Below are 22,475 nucleotides of genomic sequence, written 5' to 3'. Positions count from 1 at the left end.
ATAATTATTTTGTGAAACGAGCAAAGCAGATAGAAGTAGCAGAAAAGGTGAGGGTTATTCACCGACAGCTTGGACATCTGGAACCTTCGCTAATCTTGCCTTTAATGAGAAGTGATGATGAGTATTTAATCGTGCAAGATTGGCAAGAGGGAAGTCATAGTGCTAATTTTGCACATAAAAAAGATCGGAAGGATTCACTCAAGTTATTAAATACGTTACATGATACACATAAAAAAATTGCTTGGCAGCGGGTGCCAGGCCTGCATACCTATTCACAGCTTTTAAAATGGCAAATGCGTCATATGCGTTTTAAAAGCAGACGAAATGACTTTCGTGCATTCTTAACAAAAAAAGAAATCGATCAAATTTTACATTATAGTGAGAAATCGTTACAGCTAATCGCTCAGGAAGATGTACCTGAAAAAGAAATAACGCTTTTACATGGAGATGTCGTACATCATAATTTTTTATGGTGCTCAGATGGGAAATTGCGTTTAATTGATTTTGATATGGCTCATCTTGGAGAAGCGGATGATGAATATATCTTATGGTTACATCGTGTATTGCCGGCTGTAGATTATGACCTTGGAAAAATATTTGCAGAACTACCAGAGATGAAACGATTAGATAAAAGAAAGCTACATCGTTTAAAATATCCAAATGAGCTATTACGTGAATGGCTTTTTGCAGTAGATTTACCATTAAATCAACAGCTCGTATTTTTAGATTATTTAGTGCCATTCACAAAACGAGCTCTCACATATTGGCCTAAACTGTGGTACGATATTGATAAAATGATAAAGAAATGACCGTCTTTCGGCGGTCATTTTTGTATGTGAACGACTAATTGTGCTATTTCTTATAGTCGAGCATTCGTTCGCAATATGCTATAATCGAAGACGATGATTGTGAGGGATTATTGAATGTATGATTATTTAAAAGGACAAATAAAGCGAATAACTCCTGAGTATATCGTCCTTGAACAGCAAGGGATTGGCTGGCAGCTGAATACACCCAATCCATTTGTGTTCAGGACATCTGCACTTGATCAGCAAATATTTGTACATTTGCATGTACGTGAGGACGCACAAGTGTTATATGGCTTCCCAAATTTAGACCAACGAGAGCTATTTCGTAAACTTATTTTAGTGTCTGGAATTGGACCGAAGGGTGCGCTTGCTATTTTAGCTACTGGAAATCCGCAACAGGTTATCAGTGCGATTGAACGAGAGGATGAATCGTTTTTAGTAAAGTTCCCTGGTGTGGGTAAGAAAACTGCACGTCAAATGATTCTAGATTTAAAAGGTAAACTTGGCGGATTGTTGGAGACTATTGAATTACCTAGTACAGAAGATGAGCTACCGTTATTTGGTGTAAATCCATTTAAACATGAGCTTGAGGAAGCTATTCTTGCCTTAATGGCACTTGGCTATTCTGAAAAAGAATTAGAAAAAATACGTCCACAGCTAGAAGAAAACGACAAGCTTGAAACAACAGATGCATTTATGAAACAAGCTTTACAATTGCTATTAAAGTTAAAATAGTGAAAGGGGGAGAAGTACATGTCTGAACGTATGATGGCTAGTGAGGCAGGTGGCTATGATGAACAGTTTGAATTATCTTTACGACCACAAAGATTAGCACAATATATTGGTCAACATAAGGTAAAAGAGAATTTACAAATCTTCATTGAAGCGGCAAAGCTTCGTCAGGAAAGTTTAGATCATGTGCTGTTATATGGACCGCCTGGACTTGGTAAAACTACATTAGCTGCTGTCATTGCTAATGAAATGAATGTCAATGTACGCATGACTAGTGGCCCTGCGATCGAACGTCCTGGAGATTTAGCAGCTATTTTAAGCTCACTGGAGCCAGGAGATGTGCTATTTATAGATGAAATACATCGCCTTCCTCGTGCAATAGAAGAAGTGCTTTATCCTGCCATGGAGGATTTTTGTTTAGATATTGTCGTTGGTAAAGGTCCTGAAGCGCGTTCTGTTCGACTTGATTTACCACCATTTACACTCGTGGGTGCAACGACAAGGGCAGGCGCATTATCAGCACCTTTAAGAGATCGCTTTGGCGTATTATTAAGATTGGAGTATTATGATAATACTTCACTTGCAGAAATTGTAGTCCGTAGTGCGCATTTATTTGATGTTAATATTGAACAAGTAGCAGCACTTGAAATGGCGACACGCTCGCGTGGTACCCCCCGTATTGCTAACCGCTTGCTTAAACGAGTGCGAGATTATGCACAGGTGCTTGGAGATGGTATGATAACGGAGGGACTTGCTAAGCAAGCGCTTGAGCTATTACAAGTCGATCCTAGAGGGCTTGACCATATTGACCATAAACTTGTGACCAACATGATTGAGCGCTTCCGTGGTGGCCCTGTAGGCTTAGATACGTTGGCAGCATCTATTGGCGAGGAACGCGTAACGATTGAGGATGTGTACGAGCCATATTTAATGCAAATTGGCTTTATACAACGGACGCCACGTGGACGTGTGGCCACACATTTAGCTTACGAACATTTTGGATATGAATATCCCCAACAAACCTAGAAGAAGGAAGTATTTTCATGCGTGTAGAAGATTTTGATTTTGAATTACCAGAAGAACTTATTGCACAAACACCACTTGTGGACCGTACAGCAAGTCGTTTAATGGTAGTGACGCCTGGCTCAAAAAATGTAGAGCATCATCATTTTGCTCATATTTTAGATGAGCTACGAGCTGGGGACTGCCTTGTGTTAAATGATACAAGAGTCTTACCAGCGCGATTAATGGGCGTTAAAGAGGAAACTGGTGCCCATATAGAAGTACTGCTATTAAAGCAAATGGCTGGTACAGATGAATGGGAAACACTTGTTAAGCCAGCTAAACGTGTAAAAGTCGGTACCGTTGTAACATTTGGAGATGGCTTACTGACAGCTATTTGTACAGGAGAGCTTGATCATGGTGGACGTACATTTGAGTTTAAATATAATGGGGTTTTTTATGAAATTTTAGAGCAACTTGGTGAAATGCCACTACCTCCATATATTCGTGAAAAATTAGATGACAAGGATCGTTATCAAACTGTTTATGCTAAAGAGCGTGGCTCAGCAGCAGCACCAACTGCAGGCTTGCATTTTACTGAGGAATTACTGAAACAAGTAAAAGCAAAAGGGGTCGAAGTTGTATTTATTACTTTGCATGTGGGACTTGGAACTTTCCGTCCTGTAAGTGTAGATTCAATTGAAAATCACGAAATGCATGCCGAATTTTATAGTGTAACGGAAGAAGCGGCATCTACCATAAACCGCGTAAAGAGTAATGGTGGAAAAGTGATTGCAGTTGGTACAACCTCTACACGTACATTAGAAACTATCGGTTCTAAATATGGAGGTGAAGTGCGAGCAGAACAAGGTTGGACGTCTATTTTCATTTATCCAGGATATGAATTTACTGTTGTGGATGGGTTAATCACAAACTTCCATTTACCAAAATCAACCCTTGTAATGCTTGTTAGTACACTTGCAACAAGAGAAACCATTTTAAGTGCGTATCATCAAGCTGTAGAAGAAAAATATCGCTTCTTTAGCTTTGGTGATGCTATGTTTATTCGTCCAAAAGGAGAATAACGAAAAAAATCGAAGTACTGTTTTTACTTTAGATAAGAGAGGAATTTTTTATAATATGACACAACCAGCAATTCGTTATGAGCTACTTCATACTTGTAAGCAAACAGGAGCACGCCTTGGCATCGTGCATACGCCGCATGGCTCTTTTGAAACGCCAGCATTTATGCCTGTTGGTACACAAGCGACTGTTAAAACAATGTCACCTGAGGAATTAAAGGAAATGAATGCAGGTATTATTCTGTCTAATACGTATCATTTATGGCTGCGACCAGGCAATGATATTGTTAAGGAAGCAGGAGGCTTGCATAAATTTATGAACTGGGATCGCCCGATTTTAACAGATTCAGGCGGTTTCCAAGTGTTCTCACTCAGTCAATTCCGTAAAATTGAAGAAGAAGGGGTTCATTTCCGCAATCATTTGAATGGGGACAAATTATTTTTAAGTCCAGAAAAGGCGATGGAAATTCAAAATGATTTAGGTTCGGATATTATGATGGCTTTTGATGAATGTCCACCTTACCCTGCGACATATGACTATATGCTGCAATCAGTAGACCGTACAACACGTTGGGCTAAACGTTGTAAAGAGGCTCATAAACGTACAGAAGAACAAGGTCTATTCGGTATTATTCAAGGCGGAGAATACGAAGATTTACGTCGTCGTTCTGCAGAAGCATTAGTAGAGCTAGATTTCCCTGGTTATGCAATTGGAGGGCTATCTGTTGGTGAGCCTAAGGACGTTATGAACCGAGTATTAGAGTTTACAACACCATTAATGCCTACAAATAAACCACGTTATTTAATGGGTGTTGGGTCACCTGACTCATTAATTGATGGTGCTATTCGAGGCATTGATATGTTTGACTGTGTATTACCAACTCGTATTGCCCGTAATGGGACATTAATGACATCTGAAGGGCGTTTAGTTGTTAAAAATGCAAAATATGCACGTGATTTCGGGCCAATCGATCCGAACTGTGATTGCTATACATGTAAAAACTATTCACGCGCGTATATCCGTCATTTAATCCGTACGGAAGAAACTTTTGGCATCCGTTTAACGACTTACCATAACTTACACTTCCTATTGAAGCTAATGGAACAAGTACGTGAGGCAATCCGTGAAGACCGCCTTGGCGATTTCCGAGAAGAGTTTTTCGAGAAATACGGCTTTAATGGACCAAACGCAAAGAACTTCTAATATTTTATGAAAAAAATGTAAAATTATATATAATGCGAGTGTTTCTGACTCATCATCAAAAGGTTGTGAATGACATTCGGTAAAACGTTTGCCATATAAAAGTTGATTGGAGTGGAGACTGACGCCCTAGGAAAGAGCCCTGTCGGAACGGAAATCAATCACACGTTATGGTGATGATCCATATTTTAGCAAAATATTGTCGTTCTTAGAAAAAATATTAGTAATATAGAAAAATTTTGGGCTTGTCCATCGCTTTTTTATGATGGAATAGTCTATACTAAATAAGAATTGGAAAGGGGGCAAGAATGATGGACCAACTATTAGGGTTAGCACCAATATTATTAATGTTCGTTGCAATGTGGTTTATTTTAATCCGCCCTGCTAAAAAGAGACAGCAGGAAACACAAAATATGCAGGGTAATTTGCAACGTGGAGATAAAGTTATTACAATCGGTGGCTTACATGGCGTTATTGACTCAATTGAGGACACAGCTGTGACATTAAAAATCGCAGACAATGTGCGCGTAAAATTTGATCGTCAGGCAATCGGACGTATTGTTAATGACTAAAATTCGTCGTAAAGGCGTTGAGGCGTTGTCCAACATTAGTGGACAACGCCTTACATCATATAAAAAGCTTTGTCAAAATGTGAGAATCCATTTTTGACAAGGCTTTTTTTGTATAAAAAATAACTTACACGGTCACCTTGATTATAAGGGGGTGATTGCATGGAAGAATATTTAACGATTATTTTTAGAACATGCTTTTTATATGTGTTTATCCTAGTAATTTTTCGTTTAATGGGTAAACGTGAGGTCGGCGAATTATCTGTAATCGATTTAGTTGTTTCTATTTTAATGGCTGAGGTTGCAGCATTTGCACTTGATGATTTCGAAAGTCCTTTATTTAATGTAATTTTACCAATCATCGTGTTGTATTTCATTCAAATAACAACTGCATATTTATCACTCAAAAATAAGAAATTCCGTGACCTAGTCGATGGTGATCCAGTATTACTTATAAAAGATGGTGTTATTTTAGAAAGTGAAATGCGCAAGCAACGCTATAATTTAGATGATTTGTGTCAACAATTACGCGAAAACGGTAATGCTTCCGTTACAGATATTGCTTATGCCTATTTAGAGCCTTCTGGCAATCTGTCCGTATACCAAAAAGATGAAAAAGCATTCGTTTACCCACTGATTATCGACGGTGATATTCAGGATAGGCATTTAAAGGTCTTGCATAAAGATGCTGATTGGTTAATGGCAGAGCTTGCAAAAAATAATATTACGGATAGTAACACTGTATTTTTTTGTGTTTGGGAGGAAGATCGGCTTCATATCCAGCTGAAAGAATCTTAAACTTTCTTGGCCAGCTTACGAAGGTAGCGTAAATCAGTAATGCGTAACTGATTGGACAATAGTAAGAAAGTAAATAGTAAAAACAAAGTTACGCAGCTACTTAATATTAATGGCAGTGGCATAATTTGCATCAGAAAATACTGCGTAACACAAACAGCAATAAAACAGCTATAAGGAACTACGAACATTCTAAATCCAGCACGCAAATTTTTGCGCTGTCTTACTGTTGCGATATGCAAAAATGAAGTTAATAATACTCCAAAGCCAATTGCTACAACGGCACCTTTTTCCTGTATACCGGGCTGAGAAGCAAGCACGAACATAATAAAGAGCTTACCAAGACCACCGTAAATGGAGTTCATCATTGCTGCGCGAGCCTCACCGATTGCTTGTAATATAGAGTGCAATGGACTTTGTATATAATAAAAATAAAAAATAGGCGCTAATATTTTCACATAACCACGATTTTCTTGTAAGTGAAAGAGCTTTACAGCTAAGTCGTCTCCATGAACGAAAAAGTACGTAGCAGCAACACAGCCCACTAAGGATGATAGTCGCAATGATACTGAAATACGTTCTTGCAGGAGCGGTATATGCTGACGTGCAACAGCATCACTTACAGCCGGTATAAGAACGATTGAAAGTGCTGCAGACACAAAAGCCGGGAATAATAAAAGAGGGACTAATACACCCGAAATAACCCCATATAAAATTGTTGCTGCTGAGGCAGTCAGTCCGGCCATAGTTAAAGCCTTTAAAAAAATGATAGGCTCTAAAAACCAAGTAAAGGATCCAAACAGCTTGCTTCCTGCAGAAGGAAGGGCAATTCGTAACATCGGGGAAGCAGGATAAGCCTCGATTTTGTCTTTTCGCGTCAATAATTTTTTCTTAGAGACAATATAATGCATCCACAAATACAAGAACGCCACGACTTCAGCTAGAAGCGTAATACCCATGGCAGAGGCTGCTGTAACGGCAGGATTATTATAGGCAGCCACAAAAGGTAGCGTAAATGTGATGAAGCAAATGCGGATAATTTGTTCAATCATTTGAGCCCAAGCAGTTGGTGTAATTTTCGCAATACCCTGTAAATAAGCGCGCAATAACCCAGAGCCAACTGACACCGGTACAGTAAAGAGTGCAATCCAAAGCGTAATTGTTGTATGTTCATTATGTAAAAGCGTAGTCGAGATATATGGTATTGTAAGTGCAACAATCGGCATAAAGATGATCATTCCAATAAATGACCAAAGAATAGCCGTACGCATAACACCATAGATGCCTTCGCGTTTGTTTTTTGCTAGTAATTCTGCTACAATTTTTGCCACAGCGATAGGTAGTCCAAGTTGAATGAGTGAGATGAAGAAAATGAACGCCGGATAGACGGTCATATATATACCGACCGCCTCTTCACCAGCGATACGCATAAATTGCATTCTATAAAAGAAGCCAAAGAGTTTCGATAAAAAAATCACGAACATTAAAAATAGTGTACCTCGTACAAAAGAACTCATGCCATCCGTCCCTTCTCAAGCCACAAAAATTCATTTACACTATTTGTATGCAAACTTGTCTTACGATACTACTTTGATTGGAGATGATTCAGAATGAGTGTGCAGCATGAGCAACTATTTGAAAAAATTCGTCCTGCAATTGATAGTAAGATGGAAGAGTTTAAACATTTTCAATACGATGCGATTACAGCTGAAGAACTATGGCGCTATTGTGTAGAGAAAAAATGGCGCAGAAAAAATATTGAACAATTACGTTTACATGAAATTATCGCAACTATTTTTGCAGTATCACCCTCTGATATCGTATCATTTAATCAAGTGGAATTTTTACAAAGTAATGATTGGTTTACAGAATTGAATACGGAAGAGTTAAAAATGCTACTTGGTCCGATTAAAACTTAAGAAGAATGTGTGAAATTTGTCAAATAATAAAAGAATACTAACAGTGTTGAATTGACACCAAGCGCAACGTGTTTCATAATGAGTATGTTGCGCTTTTTTTATTTGAATAAGTATATTTACTGAAAAACTTCCTTATGAAGTTGGAGGCTTAACACCTATTCACACAGGGATAAATTTGCGCGTTATGAACGATTGAAATAAATAAGTAGAGCAACCTTTTTGAAGCACAGGCAACATTATTCTAAGGAAAAGGAGGAATAAACGTTTCAAAAGGATTTGCTATTATACTTGTTTGTAGTGTAAGGAATTGCCTTACACCTATTCGAGGAGGATTTATAAATGAAACTAAAAAGTCGTATAGTTGCATTCGTACTGCTTTTGGTGATCTTTACAGCAACCATTAGTACGACTGTAGGCGGCGTCTTAAAGGACATTAAGCTAGGCCTTGACTTACAGGGCGGGTTTGAGGTTCTTTATGAGGTGAAAGAATTACACAAGGGAGACGAAATTACACCGGGTGTTTTGTCGGCAACAGCAACAGCTCTTGGTGAACGTGTAAATGCTATCGGGGTAAGTGAACCGAGCATTCAGGTTGAGGACAAAAACCGTATTCGTGTGCAATTAGCGGGTGTCGAAGACCAAGAATCAGCACGTAAATTATTGTCTACTTCTGCAAATTTAACAATCCGTGATGTCGATGACAATGTATTGCTGGATGGTAATGACTTAAAGCCAGGTGGTGCTAAAGATTCCTTTGATCAGCAAAATCGTCCGATAGTTTCGCTAACGTTAAAGGATGCGAAAAAATTTGCTGATATAACAAGTAAAATTGCCGCTAAACCAGCAGGTCAAAATTTACTCGTTATATGGTTAGACTTTGAAGAAGGTGTTGATTCATATAAAGCTGAATCACAAAAAGCGAAGCCTCGCTATGCATCTGCTGCTAGAGTTACCCAAACATTAAATACAACAGATGTTATGATTAGCGGGAACTTTACAGTTGAAGAAACAAAAAATCTTGCGGGTATTTTAGATGCTGGGGCACTTCCTGTAAAACTTGATGAAATTTATTCTACTTCAGTTGGTGCACAATTTGGTGACCAAGCACTGAAAAGTACAATTTTTGCAGGCGTTGTGGGCGTAATAATTATTTTCTTATTTATGCTATTCTATTATCGTTTACCGGGCTTTATTTCCATCATTACACTTGCTATCTTCACTTTCCTAGTACTAGTTGTATTTGGTTGGATTAATGCAGTGTTAACACTGCCGGGTATTGCGGCAATCGTGCTTGGTATAGGGATGGCGGTAGATGCGAATATTCTAGCCGCAGAACGTATTCGTGAGGAACTACGTGTCGGTTATTCGGTTAAACAAGCATTCCAGATTGGTTCAAAGCAGTCCCTATCAGCGATTATCGATGCACAGCTAACTACATTATTAGCAGCAGCTGTACTATTCCAATTCGGGACAAGTTCAGTTAAAGGATTTGCAACAACTTTAATTATCAGTATTTTACTAAGCTTCCTAACAGCTGTTTGGGGATCTCGTGTACTATTAGGTTTACTAGTCAACAGCGGATATTTCAATAATCCAGCGTGGTTCGGTATTGCAAAATCTAAACAGCATAGCTTGGATGAAAATATCGAAACATTAGATTTATCAACGAAATTTGATCGTTTTGACTTTGTACACAACCGTAAGAAATTCTATACATTCTCATTAGCTATTCTAGTGGCTGGTTTAGTGGTCCTTGGTATTTTCCGCTTAAACCTTGGTATTGATTTCTCAAATGGTACTCGTGTACAAATTGAAGCAGACCATACGTTGACTAAAGAAGAAGTATCTAAATATCTTGATAGTATCAACTTCTCATCTGATGATATCGTTCTTACAGGTGAAAAGAGTAACTCTGCGGTTATCCGTTACAAAGATGACCTATCGCAAGCAGAAGTTTTAAAAATTAAAAAAGAAGCAGGCGAGAAATATGGTCATGACCCAGCGGTAAGTACTGTGTCACCAACTGTCGGTAAAGAGCTTGTGAAAAATGCAATAAAAGGATTATCTATTGCAGCTATCGGTATCATTATCTATGTAGCGATTCGTTTCGAATGGCGCATGGGTGTTGGGGCAATTGTTTCGTTAATACATGACGTATTCTTGATTGTTGCTGTATTTAGCTTTATGCGCTTAGAAGTCGATATTACGTTCATTGCTGCTGTACTGACGATTGTCGGTTACTCTATTAATGATACGATTGTTACATTTGACCGAATGCGTGAAAACTTAAATCGATATGATACGATTAAGGACCGTGAAGTGTTAGCGGATATCGTTAACAAATCACTACGTCAAACAATGGGTCGATCTGTCAACACAGTGTTAACGGTTATTATCGTTACAGTGGCACTTCTTCTTTTAGGTGCACCATCGATTCAAAACTTCTCAATCGCGTTATTAGTTGGTTTAATAACAGGTATGTATTCTTCGATTTGTATTGCAGCACAAATCTGGTATTCATTAAAAGTTCGTGAAATGAAAAAGTCAGATGGTCAGATTCACAAAAAAGAGAAAAAACAATGGGGAACTGATGAGCCTACTGTTTAATATTGGTGTTTAATACGAGGCAGGGAAAGAAATATTTCTTTCCCTGCTTTTTTAATGGAAAATAAAAGCGACGGAAAGAAAAGTCGAACAGACGGATTGTTTCATCTCAAGCATTTAATGCAAAATCTTTTAAATAAAAAACAAAAGAAACTGCTTGCTTTCTTCGGAAAACAGTAGTTTCTTTTGTTATGATCTATTAAAGTTTAAATTGTTGTAGTAAAGACTGCAGTTCCTGGGCGTTGTTGCTTAATTCCTCTGCTACCTCATTAACTTGATGCATGGCTGCTGCTTGCTCATCTACTGCTTCAGCGATGATTTGTGCATTACCCGCTGAAACGCTCGAGCCATTTGCAAGTTCTGTTACAGAGGTAGCTACTTCTACAGCACTTGCTGAAATCTGTTCGGAAGTGGCTGATATATCTTCAATTTGATCAGTAAATGTTTGAACAGATTCTGTAATAGAATAGAATGCATCCCCTGCTTCGTGAATTTTCGCTACACCATCCTGTACAGATGCTAATCCTGCGTCAACTGCAGCTGCTACATTGCGTGTATCCGTTTGAATTTCATTTGTAAGAGCGACAATTTGACCGGCAGATTGATGTGATTCCTCTGCAAGCTTTCGTACCTCATCTGCTACTACCGCGAAGCCTTTGCCGTGCTCACCAGCTCGTGCTGCTTCGATGGCAGCATTCAGTGCTAGTAAATTTGTTTGTTCAGTAATCGTAGTAATCACTTTTGTAATTTGTCCAATTTCTTCAGATTGCTTACTTAGCTTCTGCGTTAAATCGGCAATTCGAGTAGTAGTCTCAGAAATGGTATCCATTTGTTCTTTAGCCGTTGTAATCGTTTTGCTTCCTGTATGGGCAAGTTGTGTCATATTCTTGGCATTGTGATGCAAAGTTTGTGTAGCTTCAGCAATTCGTTGTACACCAGTAGCTGTTTCATCCATAGCTATCGCACTTTGCTGAGAGACACTAGCAGCTGAAGATAAATGATTTGTCGTATCTTGTACACGATATGCAATGTCATTAGAAGTTGCTGTCACTTCTTCTGTGCTCGCGGAAAGCTCTTCAGACGCAGCAGTTAAATGTGTAGCGTTGTCCTGAACATTTTTAATAAGTACAGATAAGTTTTGTTTTAACGCATTCACTGCTGTGGCAAGTGTACCTATCTCATCTTTTGAGTTATGTTCAAGTTGAGCAATTGTTAAGTCACCGTGTGCTAATGTATCGGCTGCGTCAATCACTTTACCAAGCGGTTGAGTGATTGAGCGTTTTACAAAATACATAAAATATAAACCAACAATTGCACTTAAAACAAGTAAGACAACGGAAATAATAATAGCTCGTGCAACTGTTGGGACAACACTGCTTTTAACTTTTTGCAGCTGTTCATCATGATAATTTAATAAATCATTTGTCAGTGTGTAAATTTCTTTGTTGCTTTTTGTAACTTCTCCATTTATGTATGACAAAGCTAAATCTGTATTTCCACTATTAAATGCTTGCACTGCTTTATCAGAACTTGTTAGTAAATCTTGCTGTAATTCAGTTACTTGCTTCATTATATTTTTTGTGTAATCGGAACGAACGATACCTGATAGTTCTTGAATTGTCTCTGGTAGAATTTTTTCATAACGTTCTAAATTTGCTTTTGTCGTCTTATCCTTACTATTTAGAATATAAGAACGTAAAAAGAGCCCTTGTGAGGCAAGCTCCTGCTGTATTTTCTCTGTTAATTGAATTTGTACGATTCTGTGATCAAGGACCTCTACTAAATCTCCTTCAACCGATTTAAACTGAATAAATGAAATAATACTTGATATTAAGAGTAAACAAGTGAGTGATATAAAACCAATATTTAGTTTTTTTCGAACGGACATATTCGTGCCTACCTTCTTTTATGTATTAGAGAATCAATTTCGCCTTCTTAATTGCGTCCGGATTTTGAATTGTGCTCAGGCCTGCACGATGCAGGTCAGTTAGCCGTTTTCGCAGGATGCGAAGGTTTTAGGCTAACATCCTTTATTCATTCCTTTGAAAATCCGTGACATCCGCCGGAGGCTTTACCTTCATTCAGTAGGTGTTTGGACATCCACTTAAAAGGAACCATATCTGCATTCATTTCACCACCTTTAGAGATGGGAATTTTCTGTAACTGACGTTACAAAAAACATTTGTAGCTGACGCTTTGCTTTAGCTACAGAAAACATAGCTGAATGAAGATAAATGTTCTAAAATTACTATAACTATATATTTTTATAAGGTCAATACTTGATAAATACCCAAAAGTAGGTAGTTTAGTTTCCTTTTTGTAGTATAAATAGAGGGGAAATTCTTTTTTATATAATTTCAAAACTGCTTTTAACATTTACTCTTTTTCTCTGAATAGATTGACAATTTCTGAAGTTTGGCATAGAATAAGTCTAACTTTTTTGTTCGATACAAGGTAGTTGGTCTCGGGAGCGAGGTCAGCCTTAGAACAGATGAGCTGAGTTTAGATGAGAATAGCTGAGAAATTGTTGAATAAGAGTAGTAACATAAGTATGCAATTTAGAGAGTCAGTGGATGGTGCAAACTGATTTGTAGCTTATGTGAATGGACTTATGAGAGTCGCTAATTATAATAGTTATAATAGCGAACGGATTCCCCCACGTTAAAGGGGGTGCTTTGACTTAGATAAATCTTTTGTTATTAATTCAAAAGGTGCGTCAATTTAGCTGACGAACTAAGGTTGAGCACATAAGGGAGAGCAAATACGCTCTAATATGAGGTGGCAACGCGGTCATGATCGTCCTCTGCAATTAGGAAAAATCCTTTTTGCAGGGGATTTTTTTGTTGTTTTTTTCTGGAGGGGGATGAATGCTTCGCTTTCGCACAGAAAACATCTGTTGCTGCCGCTACGTTGCACTACGCTTTCGCACAAAAAACATCTGCCGCTGCCGCTACGCTTTCGCGCAAAAAACACCTGTTGCCCCGACGTCACATGGAAAATACCCAGTCGGAACGGAAATCAACCTTACGCTATGATAATGATCCTTTTTTCAACAAGAACCGATTCAGCAGCTAAACATTTGTAAGTTAAACGGTAGTTAATTTTTAAGAAAAGGAGCTTGGTAATTATGCAATCAACGAGTTCAAGAACAAAAATGAAAACTATTAATGCTGATTCTTTAACACCGATTTTAATTTTTAGACGCCTACAAGGAAATCAGAAATTTTTGCTTGAGAGTTCAGCACAGCATGAGGGGGCGGGACGTTTTTCTTTTATCGGTGCTAAACCAAGAAAAACGTATAAAGGCTTTGGAGATGAGATTCAGGAATATTCATATAAGACCGGTAACAAATATACACATAAGGGTGACATGTTTGTTTTATTAAAAAGATTAATGCCACGCATTTCCAATACGACACAATTCCCGTTTTCAGGTGGAGCAGTTGGCTATGTTGGTCAAGGTGCCACAACGATATTATCAACTGCTCAGGATAAAGTGCAACTACCGGATGTGCATTTCCATGTGTATGAGACAGTCATTGTGTTTGATCATGTAACAGATGAGGTTACTTTGATTCATACAAATATTGATGCAGAAAAAAAAGAACCAAATTTAGAAGAGTTAGCAGAGCAACTTCTAAAAGGCAGAGAGGATGAGGATACAACTTGTAACTATGAACTTATTGAATCGACTACGAATGAACAGTTTGCAGATTCTCTTTCATCTATCAAAGCTACTTTAGATGAAGATAATACAAGAGTCGTTTTATCAAAGTGTTTTTTAGCAAATTTACAAGGAGATGCTTTCGCTTTATATCGTCAATTGCGTAAAAAACATCCTGCTCCTTATATGTATTATGTAGAGTTTGAGGATCATGTTGTATTAGGAACATCTCCAGAAAGCCTAATTAGAGTAAAAGGTGAACGTGTGATTGCGACACCAACAGAGGGGACATTGCCTAGGGGTTCCACAAAAGGTGAAGATTTAGAACATGAACGAAAGCTATATGAAAACACAAATATTAGGAAGTCACATGCTGTACTTGTTTCTGCCGTGCAACAAGAGCTACAGTCTGTATGTTTCCGCGATTCCATTCAAGCCATTGAGGTAATGAGAATTGAGGGTTCAAAGCATGCATTACACATGACATCGAGAGTCGAGGGTCAAATATTACCGATGCTTCATGCACTGGATGTATTAGCAGCGATGTTACCACCCTTTGCACCAACAAGTATTCCAAAGGATCAGGCAAAGGACTATTTAGAAAAATCTAGTCACACTTCTAGGATATTTGGAGGAGCTCTTGGATTTATTGGTTTTAACGGTCATCTTGATTTTGCTTTAACAGGAAAATCCATTGTGATAGAAAATGAAACGATGCATATGCAATCAACTGTAACGGTGACTAAATATACAAATGTTAAAGAAGTTTTAAAACAAGTAGAAGAGGACGAACAGGGATTTTTACAGTTACTCGAAAAAGAAGGAGGTCAACACTAGTGGAAGATATTCGTCAAAAAGTACAACAACGAGAGCATTTAATGTATGAGGAAATGCTACAGGCAGCAAAATGGATGTTCCAAGATGATACACCGAAGGAAGAAATCGCAAGCTTTTTAACGGCATTATCTATCAAAGGTGAAACAGCTCACGAAGTAGCTGCATTAGCCACAATTATGCGTTCGTTTGCATTAGACGTACCAGCAAAAGAAGGGGTCTATATGGATAATTGCGGTACTGGTGGCGATGGCCTTAATACATTTAATATAAGTACAGCTTGCGCCTTTGTATTAGCAGGAGCAGGCGTCAAAATGGCGAAGCACGGCAATCGCAAAATTTCTTCGGCATCAGGAAGCTCAGATGTTTTGGAAGCACTCGGTATTCATACGAATATTTCCATTGCGCAAACTGTTGAGCTGTTAGAGAAAGAAGGAATAGCCTTTTTATATGCTCCAAATGTCCATCCGAAATTAAAGCGAATTGGCGAAGTACGTCGTGCACTTGGCAAGCCTACTATTTTTAATCTTGTCGGTCCACTTACAAATCCAGTTCCATTATCGATGCAATTTACAGGCATTAATCGTCCTAATTTTGTCATGGAGTATGCTTCCGTATTACAAATGCTCGGGCGTGAACGTGCAATGGTCGTTTCTGGGCCACTAGGCTTTGATGAGGCGTCATTAGCTGGTCAAAATACTTTTGTCTTAGTAGATAAAGGAGATTTGATCCCTTTTTCTTTAACTCCAGAGGATGCAGGTCTTAGCTATGCACCAATAGAGGCTATTCGTGGAGGTAATGCAGATGAAAACGCCGCTATTATGCGTAAATTATTAGCTGGTAAACAAAGTGCTTACTTTGACACAGTTTTATTGAATGCTGGTATTGGATTGTTCAGTTATGGAATTGCTGAAACCGTTAAAGAAGGTGTAGAAATTGCGAAGGATAGTATTTTTAGCGGGCGTGCCCTTCAAAAATTAGAGGCAGTCGTTGCTTATAGTGAGCATATTAAAGGAGTGGAGGTCCGACAATGAATATCTTAAACAAAATTCTCGAACAAAAAAAGATAGAAGTTAGTGCTTTACTTGAACAGCCTGACCCATTAGCTAATTTTACAGAAAAAACGCGTCCATCATTATTTGAGCAATTGCGTAAAGCTGAAACATTACAGGTTATCTCAGAAATGAAACGTGCATCCCCTTCAAAGGGGTTAATCGCAGAAGGTGCAGATCCAGTGGCACAAGCAATAACTTACGCAGAAGCAGGAGCAGCAGCCATTTCAGTTTTAACAGATAAAAAGTTTTTTAAAGGCTCCTTTGATGACTTAGCAGCAGTTGCAAATGCTGTTCAGACGCCACTTCTTTGTAAGGATTTTATGATTGATCGCGTACAAATTCGATTTGCAAAGGCATCGGGTGCATCAATTATTTTACTAATTGTGGCCGCATTAACAGATGAGGCATTGCGTGATCTGTTTAGTTATGCAACTGGCTTAAATCTAGAGGTATTAGTTGAGGTACATGATCTTGAGGAGCTTGAACGTGCTATTGCAGTTGGTGCCAAATTGATTGGCGTCAATAACCGCGATTTACGCACCTTTGAGGTGAGCTTAGAACGTACACGTGAAATTGCTGAAGCTTTTCCGTTCGAAGAAGAGAAAGTGTTAATAAGTGAAAGTGGAATTTGGACACAAGAACACGCTCAAGCGGTGGCGGCCATGGGAGCTAGTGCCGTTCTTGTTGGTGAGTCATTAATGCGCAGTGGTGATGCAGGTTCTGCTCTAAAAAGTTTACAGGTCAATAAGGTGGAGGCATCTGTATGACGAAGGTAAAAATTTGTGGACTGAAGGAACAACAGCATGTGCAGGCAGCGGTAGAGGCAGGAGCGGATGCAATTGGTTTTGTCTTTGCACCAAGTAAACGACGGGTGACGGTTGAACAGGCACAGCAATTAGCAAAACATGTTCCAGAGGGCGTTTTAAAAATCGGTGTTTTTGTAAATCCAAGCGCAGAGGAATTACGCACAGCGGTAGAAAGAGTACCATTAGATTATGTGCAATACCACGGGGAAGAATCTCCGGAGTTTATTCGTCAGCAAGGTTATCCTGTCATTAAAGCTTTGTCAGTAAGAGGTGTTGAAGATGTTCAAGCTGCTGCTAACTATGATGTAGACTACTACTTATTTGATGCACCAGGAACAGATTTTAAAGGAGGCAGTGGTCACACGTTTGATTGGACCCTCCTAGAAATGGTAGGGATTCCTAGAGAAAAGTTAATTTTAGCAGGTGGTTTGCAAGCTGAAAATATTGAAGAAGCAGTATTACTTGTGTCGCCACTTATGGTAGATGTATCGAGTGGTGTGGAGACGGACGGTGTAAAAGATATAGCAAAAATAAATGCATTTATACAGGCAGTGAAGAAGGGGAGAGCATAATGGCGAATTCAATTGCAAATAGTGTACCAACAAATGAAGGGCGTTACGGAAAATTTGGTGGACAATTTGTTCCGGAAACATTAATGACAGCTTTGTTGGAATTAGAGACGGCCTATGATGAGGCAATGAATGATCAAACATTTACTGAGGAGCTGGAATATTATTTACAACAATATGTAGGTCGCGAGACGCCATTATATTTCGCAGAAAATTTAACAAAAGAGCTAGGCGGCGCGAAGGTTTATTTAAAGCGTGAAGATTTAAATCATACTGGAGCCCATAAGATTAATAATGCGATTGGTCAAGCGCTTCTTGCAAAACGAATGGGTAAAAAGAAAGTAGTGGCAGAAACAGGTGCAGGGCAGCATGGAGTCGCAACGGCAACTGCATGCGCATTATTGAATCTTGAGTGTGTAGTATTTATGGGGGCAGAGGATATAAAACGCCAACAGTTGAATGTGTTTCGCATGGAGTTACTCGGTACAAAAGTGGAGTCTGTAGAAACTGGTTCAAAAACTTTGAAGGATGCTGTCAATGCAGCACTGCGCTACTGGGTGACAAACGTTGAAGATACTCATTATATTTTAGGTTCAGCTTTAGGCCCACATCCATTCCCAAAAATCGTAAGGGATTTCCAGCGTGTAATTGGTGTTGAAACTAGAAAGCAGATTTTAGACAAGGAAGGATGTTTACCGGATGCAGTCGTTGCTTGTATAGGTGGTGGTAGTAATGCAATCGGTATGTTCCATCCTTTTGTCGATGATGAAACTGTAGCGCTATACGGAGTAGAGGCGGCAGGCAGTGGCATTGAGACAGGAAAGCATGCAGCCGCAATTGCCGGTGGACAGCTAGGAGTTTTACACGGTGCATACATGTATTTATTACAAGATGAAAATGGCTTTGTACAAGAGGCGCATTCTATTTCAGCAGGTCTAGATTATCCAGGGAAGGGTCCTGAGCATTGTTATTTACATGATATTGGGCGTGTTAAATTTGATTCGATTACTGATAGTGAAGCACTTGAGGGCTTGCAGTTACTGTGTAGAACAGAAGGTATACTACCTGCACTAGAAAGCTCTCATGCCATTGCCTATACAGCAAAACTTGCGAAAACAATGTCTACAGATGACATCATTGTTGTATGCTTATCCGGCCGAGGAGATAAGGATGTCCATACTGTTCGTAAAGCATTAGGAGGAGACGTGTAATGACAACACTACAGCAGGCAATTGAAGAAACGAAAATCGCGGGTAAAAAAGCATTTATACCATATATAATGGCGGGCGATGGTGGTCTGGAAACTATGAAGCCAACGATTTTGAAGCTACAGCAAATGGGCGTAACGGCCATTGAAGTTGGTATACCATTCACGGACCCTGTAGCGGATGGGCCGACGATAGAGCAAGCAGGTGAACGGGCTTTAGCAGAAGGTGTGACATTACGAAAAGTGCTAGAAGCATTAGCTTCATTTAAAGAAGAAATCAGAGTTCCAATAGTTGTCATGACTTATTTTAATCCTGTATTAGCATTTGGGTTAGAAGCTTTTGCGAAGGCTTGTGTGACAGGGGGCGTTAAAGGGTTAATCGTTCCTGATGTACCACTTGAGGAAAGTGAAATCTTACGTGACACATTAAATCCTCATGGTATCGACATCGTCCAGCTAGTATCGTTAACAAGTCCTCCAGCGCGCATTGCACGTATCGCGGCTGCTAGTCAAGGCTTTGTCTATGCTGTAACAGTCAATGGAATCACAGGGGCTCGCGCAAGCTTTGCTAATGATTTAAATGATCATTTTGCTCGCTTACGCGAAGTAAGCAATATACCAGTACTGGCTGGCTTTGGAATTTCAACACCCGAGCAGGTGGTAAGCATGGGGGCACTTAGTGATGGTGTAATCGTTGGCAGTGCGATCGTGACAGCATTGCATGAAGGTAATCTGGATAAGATTGAGGCATTAGTGTCTGCTTCAACTTCTTTCGGCGGGTGTCCAAACATCCGCTGAAAGAAATTTAAGCCTCCGGCGGATGTCACGGAATCGGAATGGAGTTCACATAGGATGTTAGCCTAAAATCATCGCATCCATGCGAAAACGGCTAACTGACCTGCATCGGTAAAAGCGCCACGTCCTGTGGCATTACCGAAATGACCGACATCGTGTCGGCCCTCACGCAGGCCTAAGCACAAAGCCGATTCCGGACGTAATTATGCCGAGGCATAATTGATAAGGTGTGTTTCAGAAGTCTACTCTTTAATGGAGTAGGCTTTTTTCTTTTGAGACTGATAGCTTTGACGGTTCTATCCACGACTTCGGCTCCTCAATCCACGACTTTGAAGGTTCTATCCACGACTTTGACGCTTCTATCCGTCGCTCTGACTTTTATCCTTCAGGTAGTTTAGCAAAACCGACGGATTGAATTGACAATCTGATGGATAGTGCGGATAGGCTAGATTTTCGGTATAATAGCTTTCGTGAGGAAGTGAAAAGATGATTCTATCGAAAAAGAGATGGCAGGTAGAGCGCCCAGACGCTAAGCTTGTCCAAACATTACAAAATGACCTACAACTTTCTGCGATTGCAGCGAAAATTTTAGCAGCGCGAGGCTGCGAAACAACTGCTGACGCAGAGAGCTTATTAAATATGACAGAAGCAAGTATTCATGACCCGTTTTTAATGCATGGTATGGCAGAAGCTGTAGCACGTATTGAGCAAGCGCTTGAAAACGGAGAGAAAATACTAGTATATGGCGATTATGACGCGGATGGTGTCACTAGCACGACAGTAATGCTCAATGTGTTACTTGATCTCGGTGCCGATGTATCGTTTAAAATACCGAATCGTTTTATTCACGGCTATGGACCGAATGAAGAGCTATTTCGTGAAGCACATGAAGAGGGTGTTCAGCTAATTATTACAGTTGATAATGGTATTTCAGGCGTGGAACCGATTCGTGTCGCGAAGGAACTAGGTATGGATGTTATCGTTACAGATCACCATGAACCAGGCGATGAATTACCACCTGCAGATATTATTTTACATCCTCGTATACCAGAAGGACATTATCCATTTGGCGAGCTTGCAGGTGTGGGTGTAGCCTTTAAGTTAGCACATGCTCTATATGGAGAACTACCAACGCATTTAATTGAATATGTCGCTGTTGGAACAGTAGCGGATTTAGTACCTTTAGTTGATGAAAACCGCTACCTAGTAAAACGAGGAATAGAAGAAATGCGCCGTTCACTCAGCCCTTGGGTACAAGCGATGTGTGAAATAGCAAGTGCAGAGCAAACCAAAATCAGTGAAGAAACAATCGGTTTTTACTTTGGGCCGCGCTTAAATGCAGTTGGTCGTCTAGGAGAAGCGGCGCCAGGTGTAGAGCTATTAATGGCTGAAGATAATGCTAAGGCGATAGCATTAGCGAAACAGCTTAATAAGTGTAATAGCGAACGCAAAGATATTGTAAAAAGTATTACAGATGAGGCGATTGCTCTTATTGAATCAGATAAAAAGGTCGGGGAGTCACTCGTTTTAGTTATTGCTGGAGAAGGCTGGAATGCTGGAGTAGTAGGAATTGTCGCATCTCGTCTTGTAGAGCTTTATTATCGTCCAACAATTGTACTTTCATTAGACTATGAAAAAGGAACAGCTAAAGGCTCGGCTCGTAGTATTGAAGGCTTCCATTTGTATAATGAATTAGCGAAGAATCGAGATATATTACCCCATTTTGGTGGGCATCCTATGGCAGCGGGGATGACATTACCTATTGAGCATGTGGATGAATTAAGATCACGCTTAGATGCTCAAGCAAAAGCATGTTTATCAGAAGAGCAATTAACACCTGTACTCAATATTGATATACCATTAAGAATGGATGAAATTTCAGCAGAGGCCATTGAAGAAATTTCAACACTTGGTCCATATGGTACGGATTTTCCAAAGCCTGTTTATGTGCTTGAAGATGTAGAGATATCCTCTATGCGGAAAATTGGAGCAGCAGAAAATCATATAAAAATGGAATTGACGGATGGCTATGAAAAATTGGATAGTGTCGGTTTCAATAAAGGACATTTACACGACGAGCTAACATATGGGATAAAAGTATCATTTACAGGGGATTTACAAATTAACGAGTGGCAAGGCCGTAAAAAAGCACAATTTATGATAGAGGATGTCCAAACGACTGAATGGCAACTATTTGATATTCGTGGTATTCGCCAAACATCCCGCTGGTTAAATACGGTTCCGAAAGAGGAAGCAACCTTTTTAGCCTTCCGTTCAGAGACGATTACCTATTACCAGTCACTAATTGGTGTACCAATCCTAGCAGTGGATCCTACACTTTCAAATGTTGAACAAAGCAATTATATCGTGCTACTGGATTTGCCACAAAATGTTCAAATGTTAGAAAATGTCTTACGGAAAACAGCGCCATCCCGTATTTATGCACATTTTTATATGCCTGATTCTCAGTATTTCAATGGATTGCCTACACGTGAGCAATTCTCCTGGTATTATAAGTTTTTAAAAAATCGCCCTGCTTTCCCATTAAATATGCATCTGGCTGAATTAGCTAAGCATACAGGTTGGCCATTAGATGCATTAAAATTTATGACACAGGTGTTTTTTGAACTTGATTTTGTTAAAATGGAGAGTGGACTGACGACTGTCAACGTGAATGCACCAAAACAGGGACTTACAGAGGCACCGTCTTACAAACAACGTTCAGAACAGATTGAAATGGAGCAAAAGCTTGTATATGCCCCTTATATAGAATTAAAACAATGGTTTGATGAACGATTAAATTAATATACGAAAAAGTTTCGTAGGAGGAAC

18 protein-coding genes and 1 other annotated feature are annotated in these 22,475 nt (G+C 39.4%); of the genes, 16 read left to right on the top strand and 2 right to left on the bottom strand.

The genetic code is table 11. From position 1 onward, the window contains the following. The first annotated feature begins 11 nt into the window (after positions 1-11). From ACQKMV_RS10245 to ACQKMV_RS10215, 7 genes are all read left to right on the top strand, one after another. Positions 12-809: a phosphotransferase gene (locus ACQKMV_RS10245; protein ID WP_427503772.1), complete on the top strand. Its 798-nt coding sequence runs from the start codon at positions 12-14 to the stop codon at positions 807-809. Between the two features lie 114 nt (positions 810-923). Next, the gene (gene ruvA, locus ACQKMV_RS10240; protein ID WP_427503771.1) at positions 924-1,544 is read left to right on the top strand and encodes a Holliday junction branch migration protein RuvA; all 621 of its coding nucleotides are present in this window, start codon (positions 924-926) and stop codon (positions 1,542-1,544) included. Between the two features lie 18 nt (positions 1,545-1,562). Further along, entirely contained in the window at positions 1,563-2,567 is a 1,005-nt protein-coding gene (gene ruvB / locus ACQKMV_RS10235; RefSeq protein ID WP_427503770.1) for a Holliday junction branch migration DNA helicase RuvB, read from the top strand. 17 nt (positions 2,568-2,584) lie between these two features. After that, entirely contained in the window at positions 2,585-3,628 is a 1,044-nt protein-coding gene (queA, locus tag ACQKMV_RS10230) for a tRNA preQ1(34) S-adenosylmethionine ribosyltransferase-isomerase QueA (protein ID WP_427503768.1), read from the top strand. A gap of 55 nt (positions 3,629-3,683) precedes the next feature. Then, positions 3,684-4,829, top strand: coding sequence for a tRNA guanosine(34) transglycosylase Tgt (gene tgt / locus ACQKMV_RS10225; RefSeq protein ID WP_285398176.1), 1,146 nt, complete (start codon positions 3,684-3,686; stop codon positions 4,827-4,829). A gap of 308 nt (positions 4,830-5,137) precedes the next feature. Then, a complete protein-coding gene (yajC, locus tag ACQKMV_RS10220) occupies positions 5,138-5,398 on the top strand; it encodes a preprotein translocase subunit YajC (protein WP_427503766.1) in 261 nt (86 codons plus the stop codon). 159 nt (positions 5,399-5,557) lie between these two features. Next, entirely contained in the window at positions 5,558-6,193 is a 636-nt protein-coding gene (locus ACQKMV_RS10215) for a DUF421 domain-containing protein (RefSeq protein ID WP_427503765.1), read from the top strand. Here the strand turns inward: ACQKMV_RS10215 and ACQKMV_RS10210 are convergent. Next, positions 6,190-7,707 (bottom strand): putative polysaccharide biosynthesis protein, encoded by a 1,518-nt coding sequence (locus ACQKMV_RS10210; RefSeq protein WP_427503763.1) that lies wholly within the window; start codon positions 7,705-7,707, stop codon positions 6,190-6,192. The genes ACQKMV_RS10215 and ACQKMV_RS10210 overlap by 4 nt on opposite strands. 93 nt (positions 7,708-7,800) lie before the next feature. Between ACQKMV_RS10210 and ACQKMV_RS10205 the strand changes: the two genes are divergently transcribed. Beyond that, complete coding sequence (locus ACQKMV_RS10205; RefSeq protein WP_427503761.1) at positions 7,801-8,109, top strand: post-transcriptional regulator; 309 nt, start codon at positions 7,801-7,803, stop codon at positions 8,107-8,109. Positions 8,110-8,448: 339 nt separating this feature from the next. Then, a complete protein-coding gene (gene secDF / locus ACQKMV_RS10200; protein WP_427503759.1) occupies positions 8,449-10,716 on the top strand; it encodes a protein translocase subunit SecDF in 2,268 nt (755 codons plus the stop codon). Between the two features lie 196 nt (positions 10,717-10,912). Here the strand turns inward: secDF and ACQKMV_RS10195 are convergent, their stop codons facing one another. Then, positions 10,913-12,601, bottom strand: a complete 1,689-nt coding sequence (locus ACQKMV_RS10195; RefSeq protein WP_427503758.1) for a methyl-accepting chemotaxis protein — start codon at positions 12,599-12,601, stop codon at positions 10,913-10,915. Between the two features lie 630 nt (positions 12,602-13,231). After that, positions 13,232-13,520 (top strand) — a binding site (T-box leader). A 320-nt stretch (positions 13,521-13,840) separates the two neighbouring features. Here ACQKMV_RS10195 and ACQKMV_RS10190 point away from each other — a divergent pair. From ACQKMV_RS10190 to recJ, 7 genes are all read left to right on the top strand, one after another. Next, the gene (locus tag ACQKMV_RS10190; protein WP_427503757.1) at positions 13,841-15,214 is read left to right on the top strand and encodes a chorismate-binding protein; all 1,374 of its coding nucleotides are present in this window, start codon (positions 13,841-13,843) and stop codon (positions 15,212-15,214) included. Continuing rightward, the gene (gene trpD, locus ACQKMV_RS10185) at positions 15,214-16,245 is read left to right on the top strand and encodes an anthranilate phosphoribosyltransferase (protein WP_427503755.1); all 1,032 of its coding nucleotides are present in this window, start codon (positions 15,214-15,216) and stop codon (positions 16,243-16,245) included. Before ACQKMV_RS10190 ends, trpD begins: the two co-directional genes overlap by 1 nt. After that, positions 16,242-17,033 (top strand): indole-3-glycerol phosphate synthase TrpC, encoded by a 792-nt coding sequence (gene trpC / locus ACQKMV_RS10180; RefSeq protein WP_427503754.1) that lies wholly within the window; start codon positions 16,242-16,244, stop codon positions 17,031-17,033. The genes trpD and trpC overlap by 4 nt, the downstream gene beginning before the upstream one ends. After that, the gene (locus ACQKMV_RS10175) at positions 17,030-17,644 is read left to right on the top strand and encodes a phosphoribosylanthranilate isomerase (protein ID WP_427503753.1); all 615 of its coding nucleotides are present in this window, start codon (positions 17,030-17,032) and stop codon (positions 17,642-17,644) included. The genes trpC and ACQKMV_RS10175 overlap by 4 nt, the downstream gene beginning before the upstream one ends. Continuing rightward, positions 17,644-18,852 (top strand): tryptophan synthase subunit beta, encoded by a 1,209-nt coding sequence (gene trpB / locus ACQKMV_RS10170; protein WP_427503752.1) that lies wholly within the window; start codon positions 17,644-17,646, stop codon positions 18,850-18,852. The genes ACQKMV_RS10175 and trpB overlap by 1 nt, the downstream gene beginning before the upstream one ends. Beyond that, entirely contained in the window at positions 18,852-19,646 is a 795-nt protein-coding gene (trpA, locus tag ACQKMV_RS10165; RefSeq protein WP_427503750.1) for a tryptophan synthase subunit alpha, read from the top strand. Before trpB ends, trpA begins: the two co-directional genes overlap by 1 nt. Positions 19,647-20,129: 483 nt before the next feature. Then, positions 20,130-22,448: a single-stranded-DNA-specific exonuclease RecJ gene (recJ, locus tag ACQKMV_RS10160; RefSeq protein ID WP_427503749.1), complete on the top strand. Its 2,319-nt coding sequence runs from the start codon at positions 20,130-20,132 to the stop codon at positions 22,446-22,448. Positions 22,449-22,475: the final 27 nt, after the last annotated feature.

It is taken from the genome of Lysinibacillus sp. NPDC094403 (genome assembly GCF_050278745.1).
GTDB lineage: Bacteria > Bacillota > Bacilli > Bacillales_A > Planococcaceae > Lysinibacillus.
The sequence above is the reverse complement of the archived record's forward strand: the minus strand, read 5'-3'. Positions and strand labels throughout refer to the sequence as shown.